Source organism: Streptomyces sp. NPDC005784 (genome assembly GCF_042871525.1).
In the GTDB taxonomy this organism is placed as follows: Bacteria; Actinomycetota; Actinomycetes; order Streptomycetales; family Streptomycetaceae; genus Streptomyces.
The window spans coordinates 242918-267490 of record NZ_JBIAIQ010000004.1 but is presented as its reverse complement, the minus strand read 5'-3'; the positions used below and the strand labels follow the sequence as shown (position 1 = coordinate 267490).

The window sequence follows — 24573 nt, the reverse complement described above, 5'->3', positions numbered from 1 at the left end:
CCGTATCCCGTTCTCGCGGCGCGTGGCCCCTTTCGTTGCCGTAGGGGCGCTACGCGCGTAGACGACCCCCTTTCCCTCAGGAGAGTGCGCCATCAACGCGTCAAGCAGCCCTCCGGCCGGCGCGGTCAACGGTCAGGCGACCGCTGTCGAACTCGCCGGGATCACCAAGCGATTCCCTGGCGTCGTGGCCAACCACGACATCCACTTCAGCGTCCGCAAGGGCACCGTGCACGCCCTCGTCGGCGAGAACGGCGCCGGCAAGTCGACGCTGATGAAGATCCTCTACGGCATGCAGAAGCCGGACGAGGGCACCATCGCCGTCGGCGGCGAGCAGGTCACCTTCTCGTCCCCCGCCGACGCCATCGCCCGCGGCATCGGCATGGTCCACCAGCACTTCATGCTGGCCGACAACCTCACCGTCCTGGAGAACGTCGTCCTGGGCAGCGAGAAGCTGTACGGCATCGGGGGCAAGGCCCGCCGCAAGATCGTGGAGCTCTCCGAGCGCTACGGCCTCGGGGTCCGCCCTGACGTCCTGGTCGAGGAACTCGGCGTCGCCGACCGGCAGCGCGTGGAGATCCTCAAGGTCCTCTACCGCGGCGCTCAGATCCTGATCCTGGACGAGCCCACCGCAGTCCTGGTGCCGCAGGAGGTCGACGCGCTCTTCGACAACCTGCGCGAACTCAAGGCCGAGGGCCTTTCGGTCATCTTCATCTCGCACAAGCTGGGCGAGGTCCTCTCCGTCGCCGACGACATCACGGTCATCCGGCGCGGTACCACGGTCGGCACCGCCGTGCCCTCCGAGACGACCCCGCGTCAGCTCGCCGAGCTGATGGTCGGCAGCGAACTGCCGACGCCGGAGACCTCCGAGTCGACGGTCACCGACCAGGCCGTGATCGAGGTCGAGGACCTGACGGTCTTCGCCAAGGGCTCGGTGTCGATGGGCAAGGGCTCGGCGGCCCTGCTCATGGACCAGGTGGAGCGCGGCGAAGTACGGCTCGTGCTCGACCATGTCTCCTTCACCATCCACGCCGGTGAGGTGATGGGCATCGCCGGTGTCGAGGGCAACGGCCAGACCGAACTCATCGACGCGCTGATCGGCCTCAAGGGCGCCGACTCCGGTGTCATCCGCTTCGCGGGCGACGACATCACCGGCCTGTCCACGCGCAAGCGCCGCGAGGGCGGCATCGGCTACATCCCCGAGGACCGGCACCGCCACGGCCTCCTCCTGGAAGCCCCCCTCTGGGAGAACCGCATCCTCGGCCATGTCACCGAGAAGCCCAACGCCAAGGGCATCTGGATCGACATCAAGGGCGCCCAGCAGGACACCCGCCGCATCGTCGAGGAGTACGACGTGCGCACCCCCGGCATCGACGTCACCGCGGCCTCCCTGTCCGGCGGCAACCAGCAGAAGCTGATCGTCGGCCGCGAGATGAGCCACAAGCCGAAGTTCCTGATCGCCGCCCACCCCACCCGCGGTGTGGACGTCGGCGCGCAGGCGCAGATCTGGGACCAGATCCGCGAGGCGCGCCGCGAGGGACTCGCCGTCCTGCTGATCTCCGCGGACCTGGACGAGCTGATCGGCCTGTCCGACACGCTCCGGGTGATCTACAACGGCAAGCTGGTCGCGGACGCCGACCCTGCCACCATCACCCCGGAGGAACTCGGCTCGGCCATGACCGGTGCCGCCTCCGGACATCTGGAGAACGAGGAGCTCGCCGAAGCGGCCGAGCTCGAAGAGCCCGCCGAGAACCCGGCGGACGCCCCGGAAGACGAGGCCCGCTGATGAAGAAGTTCGACAAGGAGCGCCTGCTCCTCGGGGTGGCCGGACCGGTCATCGCGCTCGTCGTCGCCGTGGCGCTGACCTCGATCGTGCTGCTCGCCTCGGGCAAGAGCCCGATCGAGCCGTACACGATCATGTTCCAGCAGGCGACGTACTCCGACATCCAGGTCCTGATCATCAACCAGGCCTCGCTGTACTACATCGCGGCGCTGGCGGTGGCCATCGGCTTCCGGATGAACCTGTTCAACATCGGTGTGGACGGCCAGTACCAGCTCGCCGCCATGATGGCCGCGATCGTCGGCGCGCACGTCGCGCTGCCGGCCGTGCTCCAGGTCCCGCTGCTGATGCTGACCGCCATCTGCACCGGCGCGTTCTGGGCCGGAATCGCCGGTGTCCTCAAGGTCACCCGCGGGGTCAGCGAGGTCGTCGCGACGATCATGCTCAACGCGATCGCGACCTCCGTCATCGCCTACCTGTGGCTGCCCGACGTCTTCGGCGTCAAGCTCGGCAACAACAACACCACCGGCGAGATGCACAAGTCCGGCTGGGTCCCCGGCTTCAACATGGGTGACGCGGGCGAGATCTACGGTCTGGTCATCCTCGCCGTGGTCCTCGGCATCGGCTACTGGATCGTCCTCAACCGCACCCGGTTCGGCTTCGACCTGCGCGCCTCCGGCGCCTCCGAGTCCGCCGCCGCGGCCAGTGGTGTCGACCCCAAGCGCATGGTGCTCACCGCGATGCTGCTCTCCGGCGGCATCGCCGGTCTCGCGGGTCTGCCGATCCTGCTCGGCGACACCCACACCTACAGCCTCAACTTCCCGACCGGCATCGGCTTCCTCGGTATCGGTATCGCGCTGCTCGGCCGCAACAGCCCCGTCGGCATCGCCTTCGCGGCCCTGCTGTGGGCCTGGCTGGACAAGGCCTCGCCCGAGCTCGACTTCCACGGGTACGACAAGGAAATCGCGGTCATCATGCAGGGCCTGATCGTGATCGCGGTCGTGGTCTCGTACGAGGCCGTCCGCGAGTGGGGTCTGCGCCGCCAGCAGCGCCGCGTCGGCGCGGAACTCGCCGCGGGCAACGTCCTCGGCGGCCCCAACAACACCGAGAAGGAGGTGGCTGGCCGATGACCACCGCAACCGACGTCAACCAGCCCACGCAGCAGCCCGCGGCTCCCAGCGGCCGCCGGATGTCGCTCCCCGTCCTCCTGCTGGTGATCGCGGGCGGCCTGGCGCTGACCTCGATCGTCCGCATCATCACCGGCGCCGACGGCATCACCAACGTCAGCCAGATGTCCACCGCGCTGGAGCTGGCCGTCCCGATCGGCCTGGCCGGTCTCGGCGGTCTGTGGGCCGAGCGCTCGGGCGTCGTCAACATCGGCCTCGAAGGCATGATGATCCTCGGCACCTGGTTCGGCGCCTGGGCCGGCTACCAGTGGGGCCCGTGGACCGGCATCCTGGTCGGCGTCATCGGCGGCGCCGTCGGCGGTCTGCTGCACGCGATCATGACGGTCACCTTCAACGTCAACCACATCGTCTCCGGTGTGGCCATCAACATCCTGGCGCTCGGTGCCACCCGCTATCTCTCCCCGCTCGCCTTCGAGGGCGTCCCGGGCGGCTCGGCCAAGCAGTCCCCGCCGGTCGAATCGCTCGGCCAGTTCACCGTGCCAGGGCTCTCCGACTGGCTCACCACCCTGAACTCCAAGGGCTGGTTCTTCGTCTCGGACGTCGCGGGTCTGCTCGGCGGCCTGGTCACCGACGTCTCCTGGCTGACGCTGATCGCCGTCGCGCTGATCCCCGCCACCTGGTGGATCCTGTGGCGCACCCCGTTCGGTCTGCGCCTGCGGTCCTGCGGTGAGAACCCGATCGCGGCCGAGTCGCTCGGCGTGAACGTCTACAAGTACAAGTACATCGCCGTGATCATCTCCGGCGGTCTGGCCGGCCTCGGCGGTGTCTTCCTCTCCATCGTCGCCAACCCCTTCTACCTGGAGGGCCAGACCGCCGGCCGCGGCTACATCGGTCTCGCCGCGATGATCTTCGGCAACTGGATGCCCGGCGGACTCGCGCTGGGCGCGGTCCTGTTCGGCTACACCGACAGCCTCAACCTGCGCGGCGGCTCGGAGAACGTCCACGCCCTGCTGCTGCTCGGCGCCATCCTGCTCGGCATCGGCGCGATCTGGCTCGCGGTCAAGAAGAAGTACGTGTCCGCCGTCATCACCCTGGTCATCGGCGTCCTCGTGTTCCTCTGGTACGCCACGACCAACGAGGTGCCCAGCCAGATCGTCTCCGCCACGCCGTACGTGATCACCCTGCTCGTCCTCTCGCTGTCGGCGCAGCGCCTGCGCATGCCGAAGGCGGACGGCCTGCCGTACCGGAAGGGGCAGGGCAAGTGACAGCCGCCGGCGCGGAGTCCGCGGACGTCGACTGGGAAGAGCTGCGGGAGGTGGCCCGTACGGCGATGTCCCGCGCGTACGCCCCCTACTCGAAGTACCCGGTCGGCGCCGCCGCCCGCGTCGACGACGGCCGGATCATCTCCGGCTGCAACGTCGAGAACGCCTCCTACGGCCTCGGCCTGTGCGCCGAGTGCGGTCTCGTCTCGGAGCTGCACACCACCGGCGGCGGCCGGCTGACGCACTTCACGTGCGTCGACGGGCAGGGCGAGATCCTCGTCCCGTGCGGACGCTGCCGGCAGCTGCTGTTCGAGTTCGGCGGGGACGAACTGATCCTGGAGACGCCGGACGGGCTCGTGTCCCTCTCCGAGATGCTGCCGCAGGCCTTCGGGCCGAGCCATCTCACCAAGTAATGCCCCGCGGCCCCTCCTGATCGACCGATCCCAGGGAGGGGCCGCTCATCTTTTCGGAAGGAACCCCATGGCCATGGACGCCGTCTCCGTCATCCGTACCAAGCGGGACCGCGCCGAACTCAGCGATCCGCAGATCGACTGGGTCATCGACGCGTACACCCGCGGCGAGGTCGCCGACTACCAGATGGCCGCCCTCAACATGGCGATCCTGCTCAACGGCATGAACCGCCGTGAGATCGCCCGCTGGACGGCCGCCATGATCGCCTCGGGCGAGCGCATGGAGTTCTCCTCCCTGTCCCGCCCGACCGCCGACAAGCACTCCACCGGCGGCGTGGGCGACAAGATCACCCTCCCGCTGGCCCCGCTGGTCGCCGCCTGCGGTGCCGCGGTGCCGCAGCTGTCCGGGCGCGGCCTCGGCCACACCGGCGGCACCCTGGACAAGCTGGAGTCGATCCCGGGCTGGCGCGCGCTGCTGTCCAACGAGGAGATGCTGCACGTCCTCGACACCACGGGTGCGGTCATCTGCGCGGCCGGCGACGGTCTCGCCCCGGCCGACAAGAAGCTCTACGCGCTCCGCGACGTCACCGGCACGGTCGAGGCCATCCCGCTCATCGCCTCCTCCATCATGTCCAAGAAGATCGCCGAGGGCACGGGCTCACTCGTCCTGGACGTGAAGGTCGGCTCCGGTGCGTTCATGAAGACCATCGAGGACGCCCGCGAGCTGGCCTCCACGATGGTGGGCCTCGGCACCGACCACGGTGTGAAGACGGTCGCGCTCCTCACCGACATGTCGACGCCGCTCGGCCTGACCGCGGGCAACGCCCTGGAGGTCCGCGAGTCGGTGGAGGTCCTCGCCGGCGGCGGCCCCGCCGACGTCGTGGAGCTCACGATCGCCCTGGCGCGCGAGATGCTCGACGCGGCCGGGATCAAGGACGCCGACCCGGCGAAGGCGCTCGCCGACGGCTCCGCGATGGACGTGTGGCGCCGCATGATCGCCGCGCAGGGCGGTGACCCGGACGCAGAGCTGCCCACCGCGCGCGAGACGCACGTCGTCACCGCTCCGGCCTCCGGTGTGCTGACCCGTCTCGACGCGTACGACATCGGGATCGCCTCCTGGCGCCTCGGCGCCGGACGCGCCCGCAAGGAGGACCCGGTGCAGGCCGGCGCGGGTGTCGAGCTGCACGCCAAGCCGGGCGACACGGTGACGGCGGGCCAGCCCCTCATGACCCTCCACACGGACACCCCGGACCGCTTCGACTACGCGCTCCAGGGAGTCGAGGGCTCGTACGACATCGCGCCGGCGGGCACCGGCTTCAAGGCCACGCCGATCGTGCTGGACCGGATCGCCTGATCGTCACGTCCACTCCGCTCCACGACGGGGACCGGCGCACTCGCGCCAGTCCCCGTTCGCGTCTCACCCGAGCACGGCCGCGATCACCACGAGCACCGGCACGGCCAGGATCGTCGAGAGCAGGATCGACTCGCGGGCCAGGGACTCGCCGACCCGGTAGCGCGAGGCGTACGTGAACAGGTTCTGCGCGGCGGGCAGCGCCGAGGTGACCACCACGTCGAGCAGCGGCGCGCCGCCGAGGCCGAACACGCCGACGGCCAGTGCCCAGGCGGCCAGCGGCTGACCCACCGCCTTCAGCGCGACGGACAGCAGCACCGGACCCCGGTCCGCGCCGCGGCCGGGCAGACTGCTGCCGCACAGCGAGATCCCGAACGCCAGCAGCACCGCGGGCACCGACATACCGCCGATCAGCCGGAGTGGATCCAGGATCGGGCCCGGCACGGTCAGACCGGTCGCCGACACCGCGACCCCGCTCAGCGAACCGACCGCGATCGGATTGCGCAGCGGTGTGATCAGCCGCTGCCACAGCGGACCCTTCTCGCCCGCCCCGGACAGGTCGAGGACGGTCAGCGCGATCGGCGTGACCATGATCTGCTGGAACAGCAGCACCGGCGCCACCAGCGAGGCATCGCCCAGCACATACACGGCGATCGGGATACCGAGATTGCCGGCGTTGACGTAACTGGAGCAGAGCGCGCCGATCGTCGTCCTGCCGAGGCCCCAGCGGCGTACGGCCCCCACCGCGACGAACACACCGGCCGCCGCGGCCGTGCTCATCGCCGTGACCAGCAGCCGGCTGGAGAAGATGACCGACAGATCGGCCTGCGCGAGCGTTGTGAACAGCAGCGCGGGCGACGCCACATGGAAGGCGAGCTTCGTCAGCACCTCCCGCCCGTTGTCCCCGAGATAGCCGCGGCGCCCGATGACGTACCCGACGCCGATGACCACCGCGATGACCGCGAAGCCCGTCAGCACCCCTTGCACGGCGCCCCCTCGGCGGGGAGAGGGCCGTCGGGTATCGCGGGCGGAACCGATTCATGGGGCACGCATCCAACTCAACGGGGAGGAGCCGACACGGGTCAATGTGATCTTCCGCGCCACCCGCGATGAGTTCCGTGCCCCAGGGCGGTCTACTGACTGTGGATTCCGCGACACCGGCCGTACTCGTGATGCCAGGACTCGTCACCCGGGACGAGGTGCCCCGGCTCTGTGACGCCGTCCGAGCGCACCTCGGGGTGACCGGGGGCGGGGTCGTGGTCTGCGATGTCGCGGGCCTCGGGCCGCCCGGCCTCGCCACCGTCGACGCGCTGGCGCGCATGGAGCTGGTGGCCCGCCGGGCCGGAGGCCGGATACACCTGCGCGACCCGGACCCGGCGCTGCGCGCCCTACTCGATCTGGTCGGCCTCCGCTTCGAGACCTCCGACAGCTCCGGGTCCACCGGTTCCCCGTGCTCTGAGGGCCTCGGCTCCCTCGGGTCCGTCGAGGTGGAGGGGGAGTCCGAAGAGCGGGAACCAGCGGGCCGTGTCCAGGAAGCAGTGGAACCCGGTGATGCGGCCCTTTGAGATCTCCAGCGCCTGCACCGCCCAGGGCGTGTAGCCGCCCGCTTCCTCGTCCGGCTTGTACTGCGCGAAGCCCGGCAGGCCGTTGACCTCGACCGGGATCAGGCGCGAGCCGGCGCAGGCCGCGCCCAGCGTCGTCATGAAGCCGGTGATGTCCTCGGTGCCGCGCAGCCACAGGTCGAACGGCGGCATCGTCATGATCGCGTCCTCGTGGAGGAGCGCCGTCAGAGCCGTCATGTCGTACCCCTCGAACGCCGCCACATAGCGCTCCAGGAGCTTCTGCTGCTCCTCGTCGAGGGGGTCGGAGGTGGCGGCGTCCGCGCCCGCCCCGTCGTTCTCGGCGAGGGTGGCACGGGCCCGCTGGAGCGCGCTGTTGACCGACGCGACCGTGGTGCCGAGCAGCTCGGCGACCTCGCTCGCCTTCCACGCGAGGACCTCGCGCAGGATGAGGACCGCGCGCTGCTTGGGCGGCAGGTGCTGGAGAGCCGCCATGAAGGCGAGGCGCACCGACTCCTTGGCGACCGCCGCCTCCGCCGGATCACCGGCCGCCGGCAGCACGCGGGCGTCCGGCACCGGCTCCAGCCAGGTGTTGTCCGGGCGCGGGGTGAGCGCCGCCTGGGCGAGCGGTGAGGGAGCCGTGAGATCCATCGGACGAGCCCTTCGATTGCCCGCGTTGAGCATGTCCAGACACACGTTCGTCGCGATCCGGTACAGCCAGGACCGCATCGAGGAGCGGCCCTCGAACTTGTCGTAGCTGCGCCAGGCCCGGACCATCGTGTCCTGCACCGCGTCCTCGGCCTCGAAGGACGAGCCGAGCATCCTGTAGCAGTACCCGGTCAGCTCGACCCGGTGCTTCTCCAGCCGGACGTCCAGGTCCGCGGTCGTCGCCGTACCCTCGCTCATGGCCAACCCACCCCTGTGGCTGTTTCCGTTCAGCGCGTCATTGCGCCGGCACTTCGGAAGCTACCGCAGCCCACTGACAATGGCGTGCGGAGCGGGGAAAGGCGCAGGTCGAAGGGGGTGTGTCGGAGGGGTTCCGGGATCAGTGGGCGAGTGCCGGCCCGCGGCGGGAGGCGGTGCGGGCCGCGTGGGAGCCGAACAGGGTGATGGAGACGACGCCCAGCACCGCGAACAGCCCCATGGCCACCGTGCCCGCCCAGCCCCCCGCGTGGAAGGCGACCGCGCCGAGCGTGCTGCCGGCGCTTGAGCCGATGTAGTACGCGGACTGGTAGAGCGCAGACGCCTGCGCCCGCCCCTTCTTCGCGGTGTGGCTCACCGACGACGACGCCACCGCGTGGCCCGCGAAGAAGCCCGCGGTGATCAGGACCAGGCCGAGCAGGACCAGCGCCACCGAGTCGCCGAGGGTCAGGAGCAGACCGGCGGTCGTGGTGCCGCCCGCCAGATAGAGGGAGCCGCGGCGGCCGAGGCGGCCGGCCAGCCGGCCCGCCGTCGACGCCGACACCGTGCCGACCAGGTAGACCAGGAAGATCGAGCCGACGATGCCCTGCGGGAGCGAGAAGGGCGCCTCGCTGAGGCGGTAGCCGATGACCGTGTAGACCCCGCCGAACACCATCATGAACAGCGCGCCGATCGCGTACAGCCGGCACAGCAGCGGGTTCGCGAGATGGTCGCGCACAGTGCGGGCCAGCACCCGGGGCCGCAGCGAACCCCGCGCGAAGTGCCGTGGCGCCGGAAGCAGCAGCCGGAAGGCCGCCGCGCAGACCACGGCGATCAGTCCGATCGTGCCGACGGCCACCCGCCAGCCCCACTCCTGCGCGACCCAGCCGGTGATGACCCGTCCGCTCATCCCGCCCACGCTGTTGCCCGCGACGAACAGACCGATCGCGGTGATCAGCGCCTTGGGGCGGACCTCCTCCGCCAGATACGCCGTCGCCGACGCCGGAAGCCCCGCGAGCGCCGCCCCCTGCACCGCCCGCAGCGCCACCAGCGCGCCGATCGACGGCGCGAAGGGGACCAGGAGACCGACGGTGACCGCCACCGCCAGGGACGCCGTCATCAACGTACGCCGTCCGAAACGCTCCGACAGCGCGCTCATCGGGAGGACGAACAGCGCCAGGCCGCCCGTCGCGGCCGACACCGTCCAGCTCGCCTCGCTCGCGCTCACCCCGAAGTCCGCGGAGACCAGCGGGAGCAGGGCCTGCGTCGAGTAGAGGAGCGCGAAGGTCGCGACGCCCGCGAGGAAGAGCGCGAAGCTCATCCGGCGGTAGCCGGGCCCGCCGGGGGCCATGCGGGAGTCGGTGACGGTGACGGGGACCGAGGCGACAGCGGAGTCGGCGGCAGGGACGGAGGCGGCGGCGCCCACGGTGGTGGACGCCCCGGTACTGGCGGAAGGCATGCCTCGAACGTAGGGACCCGCCGTTCATCCGTCCAATGCATGGAATCGCCATAATCGTTCCCATGGCGCATCAGCAGAGGTCAGAGGCCCACCTGTCACCGTTCAGTGACACAGAAGACAGCGCGCACTTTTCGAGACTGCTCGCCCCACGCCTCGCGTACTTCGCCGGCGTCGCCCGCACCGAGCACGTCACCCGGGCCGCGGAGCAGATGCGGGTCCCGCAGTCGACGCTGTCCAGGGCCATGGTCCGGCTCGAACAGGACCTGGGCGTCGACCTGTTCGCACGGCGCGGCCGGACGGTGTCGCTGACCCCCGCGGGCCGCACCTTCCTCTCCTCCGTGGAGCGCGCCCTCGCCGAGATCGAGCGCGCCGCCGACGAGGTGCGCGCGGACGCCGACCCGGCCACCGGCAAGGTCGCGTTCGGCTTTCTGCACACGATGGGCTCGGAGACGGTGCCGGGGCTGATCCGCGCGTTTCGCGCCGACCATCCACGCGTCCGCTTCAGCCTCGTGCAGAACTACGGGGAGGCGATGCTGGAGGGGCTGCGCTCGGGCGAGCTGGACCTGTGCCTCACCTCGCCGGTGCCGGACGCACCCGATCTGGTGGGCCACCGGCTCGACGAGCAGAAGCTCCGCCTGGTCGTGCCCGCCGACCACCGCCTCGCCGCCCGCAGGCGCGTCCGCCTCGCCGAGGCGGCCGACGAGACCTTCGTGACTCTGGAACCCGGCTACGGGATGCGCCGTATCACCGACGACCTCTGCCAGGAGGCGGGGTTCCGGCCGCGTATCGCCTTCGAGGGGGAGGAGGCGGAGACGCTGAGGGGCCTCGTCGCCGCCGGACTGGGGGTCGCCCTGTTGCCGCCGCCGGCCGTCGCCCGCCCGGGAGTTGTCGAACTCACGGTCACCGCCCCGCGCGCCGTGCGCGAGATCGGCGTCGCCTGGCTCGACGGCCACCCGGACACCCCGCCGGTGGCCGCCTTCAAAAAGTTCCTGCTGTCCCGCCGCGGGCACCTGCTGCCCGACTGAGCCCGCCGAGCGGCTCCTCCCCGAGTGACCCCGTCAGCCAGGCCCCAGGGCCTGTCTGGCGATTCCCGCCGGGCCCGCGGCGCCCGGCACGTACTCCCGCGAGCGCTTCGAGCAGGGGGGACCCCCACGCCGCGTTGTCGGGCACGCCCGAGTACGTCCAGTACGAGGGCGACTCTCCGTCTTGCGACGCACGGCTCCGGACGCCGCGGCCTGATCCGACGCGAATCGTCAGGCAGGCCCTAGCGGCGCAACGACTGCCCGAAGCCCGCCGCCAGCGGCATCCGCAGGCCCAGTGGAGGCGGCGCCGCGAAGGCGTCCTCGACCGGGCGGGAGAAGGCGTGCCCGAACAGCGCGCCCAGCACGAAGTCCTCCGCGAGGGCGAGGACTTCGTGCCGGTGCTGGTGCAGCGCGTGCCCGTCCGAGTGGACCTCGAAGCGGCAGATGCCGCGGTTGGCCTTCTTCGCGCGCGCCGCGAGCCGGAAGGACAACTCCGGGTCGGTGCGCTCGTCGTTGGTGCCGTGCACGATCAGCACGCGCCGCCCGGCCAGCTGTTTCACCGGTTCGGGTGGCGCGGCGACATCGTCCTCGGGCAGCCAGGGTGCCAGCGCCAGCACGGAGTTGACGGCCGAGTGCCCGCCCGCGCGCAGCGCGGCCCGGCCGCCCATGTCGATGCCGGCCAGACACACGGGGACGTCGCCGTAGCGGCGGACGACCTCGTCCGCGGCCCAGGACGCGTCCGCCGCGAGATGGGCCTCGCTGCCGTTCCAGCCGCGGACCCGGTAGTGCACCACGTGGGTGACCAGGCCTTCCGCGCGTCCCACGCGGGTCAGCCGACGCCCCAACGCGCGTACGGAGGCGGTCGCCATCATGGGGGAGGGTCTTCGGGCCGAGGTCTCCTCGCCGCCCGGCAGCAGCAGAACAACCCCGCTGACCGCCGTCGGCTCCGGGCCGAGCGACCTCCCCAGCCGGGCCCTGCGAACCGGCGTCGCTTGCTGTGCCATCTCTCTCCTTGCGTGGGATCCCGGCCCCTAGGCCCGGGCGGGAAACGCACCGTGTGTGCCGGAGACGCTACGTGGCGCAGTACGCTCGGCGTCCGCCTTCGGCAGCGGTCAGGGCTTGGCCGTCATGAGGCTCCTTGGAGTTGAGTGAGAAGCCACCTCGTTCGCGAGGGGGAGGAGTCACGACAGAACAGTGTCAGAAGCAAGGGTGTACGCCACCCGTCTGCGCGGTCACCGTTACGTATCGGCGGACGGGTACGGCAGGAGATCTACGCGCGTAGGGGCTAGAGTGCGAAAATGACGAGCCAGATCCGGAACACCCCGAGCTCGGAGCAGATCCGCCGGGCGCCCAAGGTCCTGCTGCACGATCACCTCGACGGGGGACTGCGCCCCGGCACGATCGTCGAACTCGCCCGGGAGACGAGCTATTCGAACCTCCCCGAGACCGATCCCGGCAAGCTGGGGCTCTGGTTCCGTGAGGCCGCCGACTCCGGTTCACTGGAGCGGTACCTGGAGACCTTCGCCCACACCTGCGCCGTCATGCAGACCCGCGAGGCCCTGGTGCGGGTCGCCGCCGAGTGCGCCGAGGACCTCGCCGAGGACGGCGTCGTCTACGCCGAGGTGCGGTACGCGCCCGAGCAGCACCTGGAGGGCGGGCTCGGCCTCGAAGAGGTCGTCGAGGCGGTCAACGAGGGCTTCCGGGAAGGGGAACGGCTGGCCCGGGAGAACGGCCACCGCATCCGCGTCGGCGCCCTGCTGACCGCGATGCGGCACGCGGCCCGCGCCCTGGAGATCGCCGAACTCGCCAACCGCTACCGCGACTTGGGCGTCGTCGGCTTCGACATCGCGGGCGCCGAGGCAGGCTTCCCGCCCACCCGGCACCTCGACGCCTTCGAGTACCTGAAGCGCGAGAACAACCACTTCACGATCCACGCCGGTGAGGCGTTCGGGCTGCCGTCCATCTGGCAGGCCCTCCAGTGGTGCGGCGCCGACCGGCTCGGGCACGGTGTCCGCATCATCGACGACATCGAGGTGCGCGAGGACGGCTCGGTGCAGCTCGGGCGGCTCGCGTCGTACGTCCGCGACAAGCGCATCCCGCTGGAGCTGTGCCCCAGTTCCAATCTCCAGACCGGTGCCGCCGACTCGTACGCGGCCCACCCCATCGGGCTGCTGCGGCGCCTGCATTTCCGCGCCACGGTCAATACCGACAATCGCCTGATGTCGGGTACGAGCATGAGCCAGGAATTCGAGCACCTTGTCGAAGCGTTCGGTTATTCGCTCGACGACATGCAGTGGTTCTCGGTCAATGCTATGAAGTCAGCATTCATTCCTTTCGATGAACGACTGGCCATGATCAATGACGTGATCAAGCCCGGATATGCAGAACTGAATTCCGAATGGCTGTTCCGGCAGACTGCCTCCACCAGCGGTTCTGTAGCAGATCAGGCCTGATCGGGGCGGGCGGAAATCGGCCGGGTCTTCACTTCTTCTCCATGGCTCGGCCGCTTTTCGATGTTTGCGGAGGGCGGGTTTGCGTGTTTACGGTCTTGGATCGCTCACATCCCCGTCTCACCCATCCCAAGGACGCACTCACGATGAAGCAGTCTGCTGCCAAGACCCTCGGTGTCGCCGCTCTCGGCGCCGCTTTCGCCGCTGTCGGCGCGGGCGCCGCGAACGCCGCCCCGGCCGCGCCGGACACCTCCGCGGCCCTGGACACCGTCACCAGGACGCTGCCCGCCGAGACCGTCGCCTCGGCGCTGCCCGCTGCCGGTCAGGCGCTCGCCCAGGGCCAGAGCGCCCTCGGCACCGGCGTGGCCGCCTCGCAGCCCGCCGCCGCTGGTCTGCTCGCCGACAGGCCTGCCGCGCCCATGACCGGACTGCTCGGTGGGCTGCCGCTGCAGGGCCTGCCCACGCACGGTATGCCCGTGAACGGGATTCCGCTGGGCTGACGCTCTCGGCTCTCGGCTCTCCGCTCTCCGTCGGACGGAGGTCCCCCGCCTGTCCGAGCCCGGGGCCCTTCGGCTGTACGGAACGAGGGTCGGCGGTACGAATGCCCGCTGCCCGTACTCCGGCTGTACGAACGCCGGTGGGGCGCACCCTTGTCGGGTGCGCCCCACCGGCGTTCGCCGCGTGTCCGCCGGGTGCCCGCCCGGGTCACCAGGCGGTGCGGGAGGCCTTGTCCTCGGAGGGGAAGAGGATCCACAGCGCTATGTAGAGCAGGAACTGCGGGCCGGGAAGCAGGCAGGACAGGACGAAGACGACACGCATCGTCGTCGCGGAGGTGCCGAAGCGCCGTGCCAGCGCAGCACAGACTCCGCCGATCATGCGGCCGTTCGTGGGGCGGGCAAGGGCGGTCATGGTGGCTCCTTCGCGAACCGTCGTCGAGTGCCGGTGGACCGGCTTCGTCGTCCTCATCGGTGCCTTCACCGATGTCTTCAACGCTACGAGGACGAAGCGGGCGAAGCGTCGCTCTACGGAGCGATCCCGACCCTGGGAATCGTCGGGGTCCGACCCTGAGCGGGCTCCTCCCGAAGGACGGCGGCGCGGCGTCGCGTCTCCGCCCGGCGACGGAACCGGGCCCTGGCGGCGGGCGCGATCGCGAGGTGCGCGAGGGCCACGCCGACGGTGTTCAGCATGATCGAGTCGATGTCCACGACCTGGCCGGGGACACCGGTCTGGAGCAGCTCTATGCCCAGCGACAGCAGCGCGCCGGCGGCGGTCGTCCGCAGGAGGGAACCGAGGGGGGAGACCGCGAGCCTGCCCCCCGCCATCGGGAGCAGGACGCCCAGCGGGGCGAGCAGGCCGAGGCCCGCGGCGATACGGCGGGCCGCCACCTCGGGGCCCAGTGCGAGGTCGGCTCTGATACCCGCGAAGGGACGCAGGTTGGCGGCGCTCACCCAGGGGACGTCCAGCGGACGCAGCGTGATCCAGGCGACGAGCGCCAGGTGTGCGACAAGGAGGACACCTCCTGCCACACGGACGCGGGTGACGGCGCTGCCGCCGTCTGAACCTTGACGCTGCACGCCCCCCAAGACGCGGGGTCCGGCACGATCGGTTCCGTGGCCGGGGTTTTCGCCCCCGTCACGTCACGAGCCCTGGACCGCCGTCGACGCCGGGGACTCGTCGCCCGGGGCGGCACGCACCTCCGGGGTGCACTCGTAACTGCGCAGGGGAGCGGGGGCGGGACCGCCCAGGACGACGCTGCCGTCGTCCCGCGCCGCGGCCGAGTCCGAGAAGGTGCAGACGATCTGGGCGAGGGCCGTCGAGGTGAGGTCCTCCGGCGAGGTGCTCAGCCGGAGTGTGTCCTCCGGGTCCCCGTCGTGGGGCCCGCTGACCGTCATGCCGCCGCGCACGTCCGTCGTGTACCCGGCCTGCTCCTCGGGCGTCGACGGTGTCTCCGCGAGTTCGTCCAGCAGCGCCTGGGCCACCAGGACCCGGCGCGCCGCCTCCGCCGTGCCGTCCGGGATGCGCACCGACCGGTCGACGGTCACCAGCTGCGCCGAGCAGAGCAGGAAGACCTGGACCGGCACCCCGTGCGCGGACTGGCTGGAGATGTCGGGGCCGGAGAGGGCGCAGGGCACCCGCGAGGGCGCCGGACCGAAGTCGGTCGGCACCTGCGTGGAACGGATACCGCACCCCGTGACCAGCACGGCGAGCAACGGAAGGGCCAGCCAGGGCCGCACCCTCCGCAGCCGCGAGCGTCTGGACCGGCGTCCGGGTCCCGCGGAGTCCGTCGCCCGGGGGTGCCCGTCCTGCGGGGAGCCGGTGGTCCGGGGGCGGTTGGTCCCCGGCGAACCGGTGGCCTGCTGGCGGATGGCCTCCGCGGAGTCCGTCGCCCGGGGGCGCGCGGCTTGCGGGGAGCCGACGGCCCGAGGGTGGCTGGTCCCCGGCGAACCGGCGGCCTGCTGGCGGATGGCCTCCGCGGAGCCGGTGGCCTGTGTGGAGGTGGCCTGTGCGGATTGGGGTGCCGACGGGCGGTTCGTCCCTGGGGAGTCGGCGGCCCGCGCGCGGGTGGCCTCCGTGGAACCGGTGGCCTGCGGGCGGACGGTCTTCGGGAGGTCGGTGGCGTGCCCTGGGGTTGTCTGCGGGGAGCCGTTGGCCCGGGACGGGTGGGTGGGCCGTGGGTCGGTGGGGTGTGCGGTGGTCATCCGGCGGTGCCTTCCGTGCCGTTCCCGTGCGCGGAGCCGTCACGGCCCTGCGGGTCGTCGGCGAGCAGTTCCGACGCGTCCTGGGGCAGGCGCAGCGTGAAGACCGCCCCGCCCTTGGGCGCGTTCGCCGCGATGATCTCGCCACCGTGGATGTGAGCGTTCTCCAGGGCGATGGAGAGGCCGAGGCCGCTGCCCTCGGAACGCGGGCGGGACGCGCTGGCCTTGTAGAAACGGTCGAAGACGTGCGGCAGGACGTCCTCGGGGATACCGGGGCCGTGGTCCTGCACCTCGATGACCAGCTCCTCGCCCTCGCCCTCCATACGCACCGACACCCGCACCGGCGAACCGCCGTGCTTGAGCGCGTTGCCGATCAGGTTCGCGAGGATCACGTCGAGTCGGCGCGGGTCGAGCCGGGCCGTCATGCCGCGCTCGGCGTCCAGGTCGACGGCGTCCAGCCAGGCGCGCGCGTCGATGCACGCGGTGATCTGGTCGGCGATGTCCACGTCGTCGAGGATGAGCCGGGCGGTGCCCGCGTCGAAGCGGGTCACCTCCATCAGGTTCTCGACGAGGTCGCCGAGGCGCCGGGTCTCGCTGACGACGAGCCGTACGGCCGGCTCGATCATCGGGTCGACGCTGCCGGTCTCCGCGTCCAGTTCCTCCTCGAGGATCTCGGTGACGGCGGTGATCGCGGTGAGCGGCGTACGGAGTTCGTGGGACATGTCGGCGACGAAGCGGCGGGACGCCTCGTCCCGCGCGCTCATGTCCGCGACCCGCTTCTCCAGGGCCTCCGCCGTCCGGTTGAACGTCCGTGACAGATCGGCGAGTTCGTCCGTGCCGGAGACCCGCAGCCGGGTGTCCAGCTTGCCCTCGCCGAGCCGGCGGGCCGCGGTGCCCAGCCGGTGGACCGGCTTGAGGACCGTGGTCGCGGCGGCCTGGGCGAGCAGCGCCGAGCCGATCAGCGCAAGCCCCGTCGCGATCCCCAGTGACCAGGCGAGGGAGTTGAGATCCTTGGCCTCCGGCTCCAGGGACTTGAGCATGTAACCGGTCGTGCTGCCGTCGATCACCCGCGCGCCGCCCACGAGATACGGCTTGTCGTGTTCGGTGATCCGCTGCCAGTACAGGTGGTACGCGGACGTGTTGGTCGAGGACAGCGGCTGCTGCTTGTTCACCGCCTTCTGGAGGGACTTGGGCACGTCCTCCAGTGTGAAGGTGTCCAGCTCGGAGTTGCCGGTGATCATCCTGCCGCCCGCGTCCTCGGCGGTCAGCAGCACACTGAAACGCTGGCTGCTGTTCGCCATCTGTCCGGCCGTGCGCTGGAGTTCGTCCTGCGCGGGGTGCACCGGCAGCATGCTCGCGTGGTTGCGCATCTCCTGCTGGAAGTCGCGCAGCACCGCGTCCTGGGTACGCGTCAGCACCGCCTCGCGGTTGAGCCAGTACGCGATGCCCGACGCGGACACGGCCGCGGTGAGAGCGACGAGTCCGAACACCACGACCAGGCGCAGCCGCAGACTGGTGAAGCGCAGACCGGACAGCAACGCCTTGCGCGCCGCGGCCCAGCCGCGGAGCTTGTCCTGCGGTTTGGTCACTGAGGGTTGTCCAGCCGATAGCCGACGCCGCGCACGGTACGGATCAGGGTGGGCGAGGACGGCACGTCCTCCACCTTGGCGCGCAGCCGCTGCACACAGGCGTCGACCAGGCGCGAGTCGCCCAGGTAGTCGTGCTCCCACACCAGGCGCAGCAACTGCTGGCGGGACAGGGCCTGTCCGGGCCGGCGGCTCAGCTCCAGGAGCAACCGCAGCTCGGTGGGCGTCAGTTGCAGATCCTCGCCGTTCTTGGTGACCGTCATCGCGGCACGGTCGATGACCAGCGAGCCGAACGCCGCCGAGTCGTTCGCCTCCCGCTCACCGCGGCGCAGCACGGCACGGATCCGGGCGTCGAGCACCCGGCCCTGCACCGGCTTGACGACATAGTCGTCCGCGCCGGACTCCAGTCCGACCACGACGTCGATGTCGTCGCTGCGCGCGGTCAGCAGAATGATGGGCAGCTGGTCGGTGCGCCGGATGCGCCGGCACACCTCGAATCCGTCGATGCCGGGCAGCATCACATCCAGCACGATCAGGTCCGGCCGCTGCTCGCGCAACAGCTTCAGACCGTCCTCGCCGGTGGCAGCGGTGGCCACACGGTGTCCCTGGCGGGTCAAAGAGAGCTCCAGGGCCGTACGGATGGCGTCGTCGTCCTCGATCAGCAACAGGGAAGGCACGGACGTCATTCTGGCCCATGTCATGCTCGGGTATCGACCGTTGGAGCGCTCCCACTCGTCTCCTGCGTGCAACGAAGGCCCTCGCGGGCGGCGGCCGGGGCCCAAGTGGCCATCTGCGTAGTCGTACCGCTCTTCTCTGTGATCGCGCTGTGCCGCGCCCGGGAACGGGCCCTGTGACAGGTCTGTGACAGTCGGCGGACACGGCCATGAAGTGGGCCCGGCAAGCTTTTGGTCACAAGGCAGGACGCACGACGGAACGAACCGAAGAACCGGGACTCCACGACGGGGGGCGCGAGATGAACACGCTGCACAGCACCAGCACTGGCGCAGTTGTCACGCGGCTCCATGACGTCAACAGGGCCACGGAGAAGTCCGGCGCCGTGATCGGGCGGGGGTGCGATCGCGGCGCCGGGCGTCAACACACGACGTACATGACGGTGGTTGACGCCTTCACGGGGGAGAACCCGGCGGCGACAGCCGCTGTGGGTACGGCCGGGGGGAAGGCTCACGGGGGAGCCGCGTACGGGGAGGTCACGGGGGAGCGTCACTCCGGGGCGGGGACGGGGGACGCCGAAGCGGCGTTCACCGCCTACGTCCAGGAGCGCCGCGCCTCCCTGTACGCAACCGCCTACCACCTGACCGGTGACCGCTTCGAGGCCGAGGACCTGCTGCAGAGCGCGCTGTTCTCGACGTACCGGGCCTGGGACCGGATCAGTGACAAGGCCGCGGTCGGGGGCTACCTCCGACGCACCATGACCAATCTGCACATCAGCGCGTGGCGCCGCCGCAAGCTGAACGAGTACCCGACCGAGGAACTGCCGGAGACGCCCGGTGACACGGACGCGATGCGCGGCACCGAGCTGCGCGCGGTCCTGTGGCAGGTGCTGGCCCGGCTGCCCGAACTCCAGCGCACGATGCTGGTCCTCCGTTACTACGAGGGCCGCACCGACCCGGAGATCGCGGAGATCCTCGACATCAGTGTCGGCACGGTGAAGTCCAGCATCTGGCGGTCGCTCCGCCGGATGCGCGAGGACGAGGTCCTCAGCTTCGGCCGTGACGAGGAGGAGTCCTTCGGGGAGCTTGTCGCCTGAAGGTCTGAGGGGGAGCGGTAACGAGTAACAAGTAGGACGGGGAGCCGGTTCCGGGGGGAGCCGGTGACGGGGGTGTCGGTTCCGGGGGGAGCCGGCACGCAACGGGGTCACGGGGAAACGGGTCACGGGGAGACAACCGTGTCACGGGGGACCACGGGGGAAACGGAAGAAGGTCCAGGCGGACGGGGGTTCGCCTGGACCTCTTTTCATTGCCCGGTTGCCCGGCAGGTTGCCCGGGAGCCGACGGGCGCGGCCCCACCGGGAGTCGGGCCCGTGGGACCCGTCCACCGGGCGGTGCTGCCCGCTCGGGGCGAGGCTTTTGCTACGCGACTGTCGTGCGGGCGGACGCCTGTCGTCCGGTCGCGGCGGCGGTCAGCCGGCCGAGTGCCTCGTCCCGGTCGCAGGGGTGGGCGCCCAGAGCCGCCTGGCGGGCCACGATGGAGCGCTCGGCACGCATCAGCCGCCAGCCGCGGCGCAGCAGGAAGGGCACCGACTTGCGGCCCTCCTTCAGATCCCGCACGAAGCGCCGCCGGAACGTGGTGAGGGCGCCCCGGGACAGGCACAGCGCGTCGGCGAGCACGCCGAGTTCGCGGCAGCGCTCGACGATCTCGGCGGCGAAGATCCCCTCCGCGATGAACAGCGGTGCCGGCTCGATGCTCAGGGCCTCGGTCCCGGTGCGGGCGCTCAGCGAGATGTCGTAGACGGGGATGGTCGTACGTCCCGTACGGCACAGTTCCTCGATCGCGGCGACGGCGGTGTCCGCGTCCCAGGACAACGGGTGGTCCCAGTCGATGTCCTCGCTGCCCTCGACCTGGGGCAGTGTCGGGTCCGTGCCCTCCTTGTAGAAGTCGTCGAGGCGGAGCACGGGGAGCCCGGAGTCGGCGGCGAGAAGGGACTTCCCGGAGCCGGAGGGACCGCAGAGCAGCACCACGCGGGCGGGTATCGGGGGAGGGGAACCCAATGGTCTGTACCTTCTGTGACGGGTCCGGCGGCGCCGCACGTCGGTGCGGCTCCCGGCCATTATCGCTGGCTCCGGCGCCCGGCTCCGACGCCCGGACCGACTGGCGCTGATATGCCTGTTGACCCGCAGGGGCGAATCGGATGCCAGGACCGTCCCGAACGCGACCTCCCTCAACTACTCTGCGTGTCGCTTCAATTGCTCTCCGATTTCCGCTCTCCGCTAGTCAAAGAGGAAAACCTGATGGCGCGACACGCAGCCCAGCAGAACACCCTGGCCCGTACGACCGCGCGGATCGCCGTGGCGGTCGGTGTGGTCGCTGCCGGTGCGGCCGCGGCCTCCCCGGCCTTCGCGGTCACGGCCCCCGACGTGGACGCTCTGCGCACCCGGCCCGCCTCGCTCGGTGACGTCGACCCGCAGGCGGGTCTCCAGGCCCTGACCGGCACCGTGGGGTATGTCACGGGCCCGGTCTCGGCCCTCAAGCCCAACCCGCTGGCCGGCACCGGCGTGGACCCGCTCGACAACGCCGTGGGCACCCAGCTCGCCGACTTCAAACCGCTGTCCTCGAAGGCCCTGACGGGGCCGGTGGCGGAGGCGCAGTCGATCGGCGACATTCCGGTGCTCGGGCAGGTGACCGGGCTCCCGCACTAGAAGCCCCCACATGGGCCGTCGGCGGCCCATGGGCATGAGAGAGCCGCGCTCCCCCCGGACGGAGGGGAAGCGCGGCTCTCTCGTGCGCGGGGCCCCGGGGACACGGATCGGGGCCCCGACATCTCAGCGCGTCGGCGTGTCAGCGCGTCAGCACGCCGAGAGGCGGGTGGGCGCGGCTCAGTAGGACGAGCCCGAGGCGCCCAGGGAGCCAGTCGGGTGCCAGACCGTCTTGGTCTCCAGGAAGGCCGTGAGGCGCTCGGTCCCGGGAGTCCGCACGTAATCCACAGGCTGTGGACGAAGAACGCGCTTCAGGTTGTCCGCCGCGGCGATCTCCAGCTCTTTCGCCAGGACGTCGTCCGCGCCGGCGAGGTCGATCGCGTTGACGTCCTGGTGCGCGGCCAGCGGGGCCGCGATCTCCGCGGTCCTGCCGGACAGGATGTTGACCACTCCGCCCGGCAGGTCGGAGGTGGCCAGCACCTCGCCCAGCGACAGGGCCGGGAGCGGGGACTTCTCACTGGCGATCACGATCACCGTGTTGCCGGTGGCGATCACCGGGGCGATCACCGAGACCAGACCCAGGAACGACGACTCCTGCGGGGCGAGCACGGTGACGACACCGGTCGGCTCCGGGGAGGACAGGTTGAAGAACGGGCCCGCGACCGGGTTGCCGCCGCCCACGACCTGGGCGATCTTGTCGGTCCAGCCCGCGTACCAGACCCAGCGGTCGATCGCCGCGTCGACGACGGCCGCCGCCTTCGCCTTCGACAGGCCCTCCGCGTCGGCCACTTCGCGGACGAACTGCTCCTTGCGGCCCTCCAGCATCTCGGCGACGCGGTACAGGATCTGGCCGCGGTTGTACGCCGTGGCGCCGGACCAGCCGCCGAACGCCTTGCGCGCGGCGACGACCGCGTCACGGGCGTCCTTGCGGCTCGACTGCGGCGCGTTCGCCAGCCACTTGCCCTTGGAGTCGGTCACCTCGTACACCCGGCCGCTCTCGGAACGCGGGAACTTCCCGCCCACGTACAGCTTGTAGGTCTTGAAGACGCTCAGACGCTGCTGCTCGGACTTCTCGGCTGCACTCATTTATCGCTCGCCCTCCGGGCTCGACGGGGCGAGGTACGCCTCCAGGCCGTGACGACCGCCCTCGCGGCCGAAGCCCGACTCCTTGTACCCGCCGAACGGCGAGGTCGGGTCGAACTTGTTGAACGTGTTGGACCAGATGACACCCGCGCGGAGCTTGCTCGCGACGGCGAGGATGCGGGAGCCCTTCTCGGTCCAGATGCCCGCCGAGAGGCCGTACGGGGAGTTGTTGGCCTTCGCGACCGCCTCGTCCGGGGTGCGGAACGTGAGGACGGACAGCACCGGACCGAAGATCTCGTCACGGGCGATGGTGTGCGCCTGCGTGACGTTCGTGAAGAGCGTCGGGGCGAACCAGTAGCCGGAGGAAGGGAGTTCACAGGCCGGGGACCAGCGCTCGGCACCCTCGGCCTCGCCCTGGTCGACGAGTGTGGTGATGCGGGAGAGCTGCTCGGCGGAGTTGATCGCGCCGATGTCCGTGTTCTTGTCGAGCGGGTCGCCGAGGCGCAGCGTCGACAGACGGCGCTTGAGGGAGTCGAGCAGCTCGTCGTGGATCGACTCCTGGACCAGCAGACGCGAGCCCGCGCAGCAGACCTGGCCCTGGTTGAAGAAGATGCCGCTGACGATGCCCTCGACGGCCTGGTCGATCGGGGCGTCGTCGAAGACGATGTTCGCGCCCTTGCCGCCCAGTTCGAGCGTGACCTTCTTGTGCGAGCCCGCGATCTGGCGGGCGATCGCCTTGCCGACGGCGGTGGAGCCGGTGAAGGCCACCTTGTCCACGTCCGGGTGCGCGACGAGGGCCGCGCCCGCGTCGCCGTACCCGGGAAGGATGTTGACGACGCCCCTGGGCAGGCCTGCCTGGCGGCAGATGTCCGCGAAGAACAGCGCCGACAGGGGAGTGGTCTCGGCGGGCTTCAGGACGACCGTGTTGCCGGTCGCGAGGGCCGGGGCGATCTTCCAGGCCAGCATCAGCAGCGGGAAGTTCCACGGGATGACCTGGCCGGCGACACCCAGCGGGCGCGGGTTCGCGCCGAAGCCCGCGTGGTCGAGCTTGTCGGCCCAGCCCGCGTAGTAGAAGAAGTGCGCGGCGACCAGGGGGAGGTCCGCGTCGCGGGTCTCCTTGATCGGCTTGCCGTTGTCCAGCGTCTCCAGGACGGCCAGCTCGCGGCTGCGCTCCTGGATGATCCGCGCGATGCGGAACAGGTACTTGGCACGCTCGGAGCCCGGCAGCGCGGACCACTTCGCGAAGGCCTTGCGGGCGGCCTTCACCGCGCGGTCGACGTCCGCCTCGCCCGCCTGGGCGATCTCGGAGAGGACCTCCTCGGTGGAGGGGGAGACGGTCTTGAAGACCTTGCCCTCGGCGGCCTCGGTGAACTCACCGTCGATGAACAGGCCGTAGGAGGGCGCGATGTCGACGACGGAGCGGGACTCGGGCGCCGGTGCGTATTCGAATGCGGAAGCCATGATGGATCAGTCCACCGTCACATAGTCGGGGCCGGAGTAGCGGCCGGTGGCCAGCTTCTGACGCTGCATCAGCAGGTCGTTCAGGAGCGAGGACGCGCCGAAGCGGAACCAGTGGTTGTCCAGCCAGTCCTCACCCGCCGTCTCGTTCACCACGACCAGGAACTTGATGGCGTCCTTGGTGGTGCGGATGCCGCCGGCCGGCTTCACGCCGACCTGCACCCCGGTCTGGGCGCGGAAGTCGCGGACGGCCTCCAGCATCAGCAGTGTGTTCGCGGGCGTCGCGTTCACGGCCACCTTGCCGGTGGAGGTCTTGATGAAGTCGGCCCCGGCCAGCATGCCGAGCCAGCTCGCCCGCCGGATGTTGTCGTACGTCGACAGCTCGCCGGTCTCGAAGATGACCTTCAGGCGGGCGGCACCCGAGGCCTCCTTCACGGCGACGATCTCGTCGTACACCTTCAAGTATCTGCCCGAGAGGAAGGCCCCGCGGTCGATGACCATGTCGATCTCGTCGGCGCCCGCGGCGACGGCGTCACGCACGTCGGCCAGCTTCACACCGAGGGCGGCGCGGCCCGCGGGGAAGGCGGTCGCGACGGAGGCGACCTTCACCCCGGAGCCGGCGACGGCCTCCTTCGCGACGGCCACCATGTCGGGATAGACACAGACCGCCGCCGTGGAGGGCGCCGTGCGGTCGGTCGGGTCCGGGAACACCGCCTTGGCGCCGAGCGCCCGGACCTTGCCCGGGGTGTCCGCGCCTTCCAGCGTCGTCAGGTCGACCATCGAGATGGCGAGGTCGATGGCGTACGCCTTCGCGGTGGTCTTGATGGAACGGGTGCCGAGCGAGGCGGCTCGCGCCTCCAGGCCGACCGGGTCGACGCCGGGCAGCCCGTGGAGGAAGCGGCGCAGCGTGCTGTCGGACGCGGTCACGTCGCCGAGTGCGTGGGTGGGGGCACCACCCTGCTCGAGCGGAGCCGAGAGCTTGGGGGAGGGTGCAGAGGTGGGCATGGTCACCAGACGAGCATATCTACGCGCGTAGCGGCTGTACAGCCCCGGGTATGA

The 24573-nt window shown here is 70.7% G+C and carries 23 protein-coding genes and 1 pseudogene; 11 read left to right on the top strand and 13 right to left on the bottom strand.

The features are described 5' to 3' along the window. The first annotated feature begins 91 nt into the window (after nucleotides 1-91). The 5 genes from ACFYR3_RS09085 to ACFYR3_RS09065 all read left to right on the top strand — a co-directional run bounded on the left by ACFYR3_RS09085 (nucleotide 92) and on the right by ACFYR3_RS09065 (nucleotide 5930). Nucleotides 92-1783, top strand: coding sequence for an ABC transporter ATP-binding protein (locus tag ACFYR3_RS09085; RefSeq protein ID WP_389282394.1), 1692 nt, complete (start codon nucleotides 92-94; stop codon nucleotides 1781-1783). After that, nucleotides 1783-2907, top strand: coding sequence for an ABC transporter permease (locus tag ACFYR3_RS09080; protein WP_355851777.1), 1125 nt, complete (start codon nucleotides 1783-1785; stop codon nucleotides 2905-2907). Before ACFYR3_RS09085 ends, ACFYR3_RS09080 begins: the two co-directional genes overlap by 1 nt. Then, nucleotides 2904-4169, top strand: coding sequence for an ABC transporter permease (locus ACFYR3_RS09075; protein ID WP_355851780.1), 1266 nt, complete (start codon nucleotides 2904-2906; stop codon nucleotides 4167-4169). Before ACFYR3_RS09080 ends, ACFYR3_RS09075 begins: the two co-directional genes overlap by 4 nt. Further along, a complete protein-coding gene (locus ACFYR3_RS09070) occupies nucleotides 4166-4579 on the top strand; it encodes a cytidine deaminase (RefSeq protein ID WP_355851783.1) in 414 nt (137 codons plus the stop codon). The genes ACFYR3_RS09075 and ACFYR3_RS09070 overlap by 4 nt, the downstream gene beginning before the upstream one ends. 67 nt (nucleotides 4580-4646) lie before the next feature. Further along, complete coding sequence (locus ACFYR3_RS09065) at nucleotides 4647-5930, top strand: thymidine phosphorylase (RefSeq protein ID WP_389282197.1); 1284 nt, start codon at nucleotides 4647-4649, stop codon at nucleotides 5928-5930. A 63-nt stretch (nucleotides 5931-5993) separates the two neighbouring features. Here ACFYR3_RS09065 and ACFYR3_RS09060 read toward each other — a convergent pair whose 3' ends face one another. Further along, nucleotides 5994-6914: an AEC family transporter gene (locus tag ACFYR3_RS09060; RefSeq protein ID WP_389282195.1), complete on the bottom strand. Its 921-nt coding sequence runs from the start codon at nucleotides 6912-6914 to the stop codon at nucleotides 5994-5996. Nucleotides 6915-7036: 122 nt separating this feature from the next. Between ACFYR3_RS09060 and ACFYR3_RS09055 the strand changes: the two are divergent. Beyond that, nucleotides 7037-7276 (top strand): annotated as a pseudogene (locus ACFYR3_RS09055) (hypothetical protein); the annotation flags it as partial. Between the two features lie 39 nt (nucleotides 7277-7315). On the opposite strand, the gene ACFYR3_RS09050 reads toward ACFYR3_RS09055, so the two are convergent. Both ACFYR3_RS09050 and ACFYR3_RS09045 read right to left on the bottom strand, forming a co-directional pair. Further along, nucleotides 7316-8392 carry a sigma-70 family RNA polymerase sigma factor gene (locus ACFYR3_RS09050; protein WP_355851792.1) on the bottom strand — a complete coding sequence of 359 codons (1077 nt, stop codon included), beginning with the start codon at nucleotides 8390-8392 and terminating at the stop codon, nucleotides 7316-7318. 139 nt (nucleotides 8393-8531) lie between these two features. Next, nucleotides 8532-9845, bottom strand: a complete 1314-nt coding sequence (locus ACFYR3_RS09045) for an MFS transporter (RefSeq protein WP_355851795.1) — start codon at nucleotides 9843-9845, stop codon at nucleotides 8532-8534. A 62-nt stretch (nucleotides 9846-9907) separates the two neighbouring features. Here ACFYR3_RS09045 and ACFYR3_RS09040 point away from each other — a divergent pair, with 62 nt between their 5' ends. Further along, on the top strand, nucleotides 9908-10870 hold the full coding sequence (locus tag ACFYR3_RS09040; RefSeq protein ID WP_355851798.1) for a LysR family transcriptional regulator: 963 nt from the start codon (nucleotides 9908-9910) through the stop codon (nucleotides 10868-10870). 239 nt (nucleotides 10871-11109) lie between these two features. Here ACFYR3_RS09040 and ACFYR3_RS09035 read toward each other — a convergent pair whose 3' ends face one another. Continuing rightward, nucleotides 11110-11871 (bottom strand): alpha/beta hydrolase, encoded by a 762-nt coding sequence (locus ACFYR3_RS09035; RefSeq protein ID WP_356785531.1) that lies wholly within the window; start codon nucleotides 11869-11871, stop codon nucleotides 11110-11112. Nucleotides 11872-12165: 294 nt separating this feature from the next. Here ACFYR3_RS09035 and ACFYR3_RS09030 point away from each other — a divergent pair, with 294 nt between their 5' ends. Beyond that, nucleotides 12166-13320 (top strand): adenosine deaminase, encoded by a 1155-nt coding sequence (locus ACFYR3_RS09030; RefSeq protein WP_389282191.1) that lies wholly within the window; start codon nucleotides 12166-12168, stop codon nucleotides 13318-13320. Between the two features lie 143 nt (nucleotides 13321-13463). Next, nucleotides 13464-13817 (top strand): ATP-binding protein, encoded by a 354-nt coding sequence (locus ACFYR3_RS09025; protein ID WP_355851807.1) that lies wholly within the window; start codon nucleotides 13464-13466, stop codon nucleotides 13815-13817. A 205-nt stretch (nucleotides 13818-14022) separates the two neighbouring features. On the opposite strand, the gene ACFYR3_RS09020 is transcribed toward ACFYR3_RS09025, so the two are convergent. The 5 genes from ACFYR3_RS09020 to afsQ1 all read right to left on the bottom strand — a co-directional run bounded on the left by ACFYR3_RS09020 (nucleotide 14023) and on the right by afsQ1 (nucleotide 18276). Continuing rightward, entirely contained in the window at nucleotides 14023-14226 is a 204-nt protein-coding gene (locus ACFYR3_RS09020; protein WP_261709148.1) for a PspC domain-containing protein, read from the bottom strand. Between the two features lie 113 nt (nucleotides 14227-14339). Beyond that, the gene (locus tag ACFYR3_RS09015; protein WP_355851811.1) at nucleotides 14340-14891 is read right to left on the bottom strand and encodes a VanZ family protein; all 552 of its coding nucleotides are present in this window, start codon (nucleotides 14889-14891) and stop codon (nucleotides 14340-14342) included. Between the two features lie 63 nt (nucleotides 14892-14954). Then, on the bottom strand, nucleotides 14955-15560 hold the full coding sequence (locus tag ACFYR3_RS09010) for a hypothetical protein (RefSeq protein WP_355851913.1): 606 nt from the start codon (nucleotides 15558-15560) through the stop codon (nucleotides 14955-14957). Between the two features lie 452 nt (nucleotides 15561-16012). Continuing rightward, complete coding sequence (locus ACFYR3_RS09005; RefSeq protein WP_355851814.1) at nucleotides 16013-17602, bottom strand: HAMP domain-containing sensor histidine kinase; 1590 nt, start codon at nucleotides 17600-17602, stop codon at nucleotides 16013-16015. Next, complete coding sequence (gene afsQ1 / locus ACFYR3_RS09000; protein ID WP_355851816.1) at nucleotides 17599-18276, bottom strand: two-component system response regulator AfsQ1; 678 nt, start codon at nucleotides 18274-18276, stop codon at nucleotides 17599-17601. The genes ACFYR3_RS09005 and afsQ1 overlap by 4 nt, the downstream gene beginning before the upstream one ends. Nucleotides 18277-18572: 296 nt before the next feature. Here afsQ1 and ACFYR3_RS08995 point away from each other — a divergent pair, with 296 nt between their 5' ends. Beyond that, entirely contained in the window at nucleotides 18573-19367 is a 795-nt protein-coding gene (locus ACFYR3_RS08995; RefSeq protein WP_389282188.1) for a SigE family RNA polymerase sigma factor, read from the top strand. A gap of 322 nt (nucleotides 19368-19689) precedes the next feature. On the opposite strand, the gene ACFYR3_RS08990 is transcribed toward ACFYR3_RS08995, so the two are convergent. Further along, nucleotides 19690-20328, bottom strand: a complete 639-nt coding sequence (locus ACFYR3_RS08990; RefSeq protein WP_355851822.1) for a uridine kinase — start codon at nucleotides 20326-20328, stop codon at nucleotides 19690-19692. Nucleotides 20329-20568: 240 nt separating this feature from the next. Here ACFYR3_RS08990 and ACFYR3_RS08985 point away from each other — a divergent pair, with 240 nt between their 5' ends. Continuing rightward, nucleotides 20569-20976 (top strand): hypothetical protein, encoded by a 408-nt coding sequence (locus ACFYR3_RS08985; RefSeq protein WP_355851825.1) that lies wholly within the window; start codon nucleotides 20569-20571, stop codon nucleotides 20974-20976. A gap of 177 nt (nucleotides 20977-21153) precedes the next feature. Here the strand turns inward: ACFYR3_RS08985 and ACFYR3_RS08980 are convergent, their stop codons facing one another. Genes ACFYR3_RS08980 through deoC form a run of 3 tightly spaced genes read right to left on the bottom strand, consistent with a single transcriptional unit; the run spans nucleotide 21154 to nucleotide 24519 of the window. Then, entirely contained in the window at nucleotides 21154-22059 is a 906-nt protein-coding gene (locus ACFYR3_RS08980; protein WP_355851827.1) for an aldehyde dehydrogenase family protein, read from the bottom strand. After that, on the bottom strand, nucleotides 22060-23517 hold the full coding sequence (locus ACFYR3_RS08975; RefSeq protein ID WP_355851830.1) for an aldehyde dehydrogenase family protein: 1458 nt from the start codon (nucleotides 23515-23517) through the stop codon (nucleotides 22060-22062). 6 nt (nucleotides 23518-23523) lie between these two features. After that, nucleotides 23524-24519: a deoxyribose-phosphate aldolase gene (gene deoC, locus ACFYR3_RS08970; protein WP_389282392.1), complete on the bottom strand. Its 996-nt coding sequence runs from the start codon at nucleotides 24517-24519 to the stop codon at nucleotides 23524-23526. Nucleotides 24520-24573: the final 54 nt, after the last annotated feature.

Excerpts from the sequence above, each read along its gene's own strand:
- ACFYR3_RS09080 (WP_355851777.1), top strand. The coding sequence starts at position 1,783 with ATGAAGAAGTTCGACAAGGAGCGCCTGCTCCTCGGGGTGGCCGGACCG.
- ACFYR3_RS09075 (WP_355851780.1), top strand. The coding sequence starts at position 2,904 with ATGACCACCGCAACCGACGTCAACCAGCCCACGCAGCAGCCCGCGGCT.
- ACFYR3_RS09065 (WP_389282197.1), top strand. The coding sequence starts at position 4,647 with ATGGCCATGGACGCCGTCTCCGTCATCCGTACCAAGCGGGACCGCGCC.
- ACFYR3_RS09050 (WP_355851792.1), bottom strand. The coding sequence starts at position 8,392 with ATGAGCGAGGGTACGGCGACGACCGCGGACCTGGACGTCCGGCTGGAG.
- ACFYR3_RS09045 (WP_355851795.1), bottom strand. The coding sequence starts at position 9,845 with ATGCCTTCCGCCAGTACCGGGGCGTCCACCACCGTGGGCGCCGCCGCC.
- ACFYR3_RS09040 (WP_355851798.1), top strand. The coding sequence starts at position 9,908 with ATGGCGCATCAGCAGAGGTCAGAGGCCCACCTGTCACCGTTCAGTGAC.
- ACFYR3_RS09035 (WP_356785531.1), bottom strand. The coding sequence starts at position 11,871 with ATGGCACAGCAAGCGACGCCGGTTCGCAGGGCCCGGCTGGGGAGGTCG.
- ACFYR3_RS09030 (WP_389282191.1), top strand. The coding sequence starts at position 12,166 with ATGACGAGCCAGATCCGGAACACCCCGAGCTCGGAGCAGATCCGCCGG.
- ACFYR3_RS09025 (WP_355851807.1), top strand. The coding sequence starts at position 13,464 with ATGAAGCAGTCTGCTGCCAAGACCCTCGGTGTCGCCGCTCTCGGCGCC.
- ACFYR3_RS09020 (WP_261709148.1), bottom strand. The coding sequence starts at position 14,226 with ATGACCGCCCTTGCCCGCCCCACGAACGGCCGCATGATCGGCGGAGTC.
- ACFYR3_RS08995 (WP_389282188.1), top strand. The coding sequence starts at position 18,573 with ATGAACACGCTGCACAGCACCAGCACTGGCGCAGTTGTCACGCGGCTC.
- ACFYR3_RS08985 (WP_355851825.1), top strand. The coding sequence starts at position 20,569 with ATGGCGCGACACGCAGCCCAGCAGAACACCCTGGCCCGTACGACCGCG.
- ACFYR3_RS08980 (WP_355851827.1), bottom strand. The coding sequence starts at position 22,059 with ATGAGTGCAGCCGAGAAGTCCGAGCAGCAGCGTCTGAGCGTCTTCAAG.
- ACFYR3_RS08975 (WP_355851830.1), bottom strand. The coding sequence starts at position 23,517 with ATGGCTTCCGCATTCGAATACGCACCGGCGCCCGAGTCCCGCTCCGTC.
- deoC (WP_389282392.1), bottom strand. The coding sequence starts at position 24,519 with ATGCCCACCTCTGCACCCTCCCCCAAGCTCTCGGCTCCGCTCGAGCAG.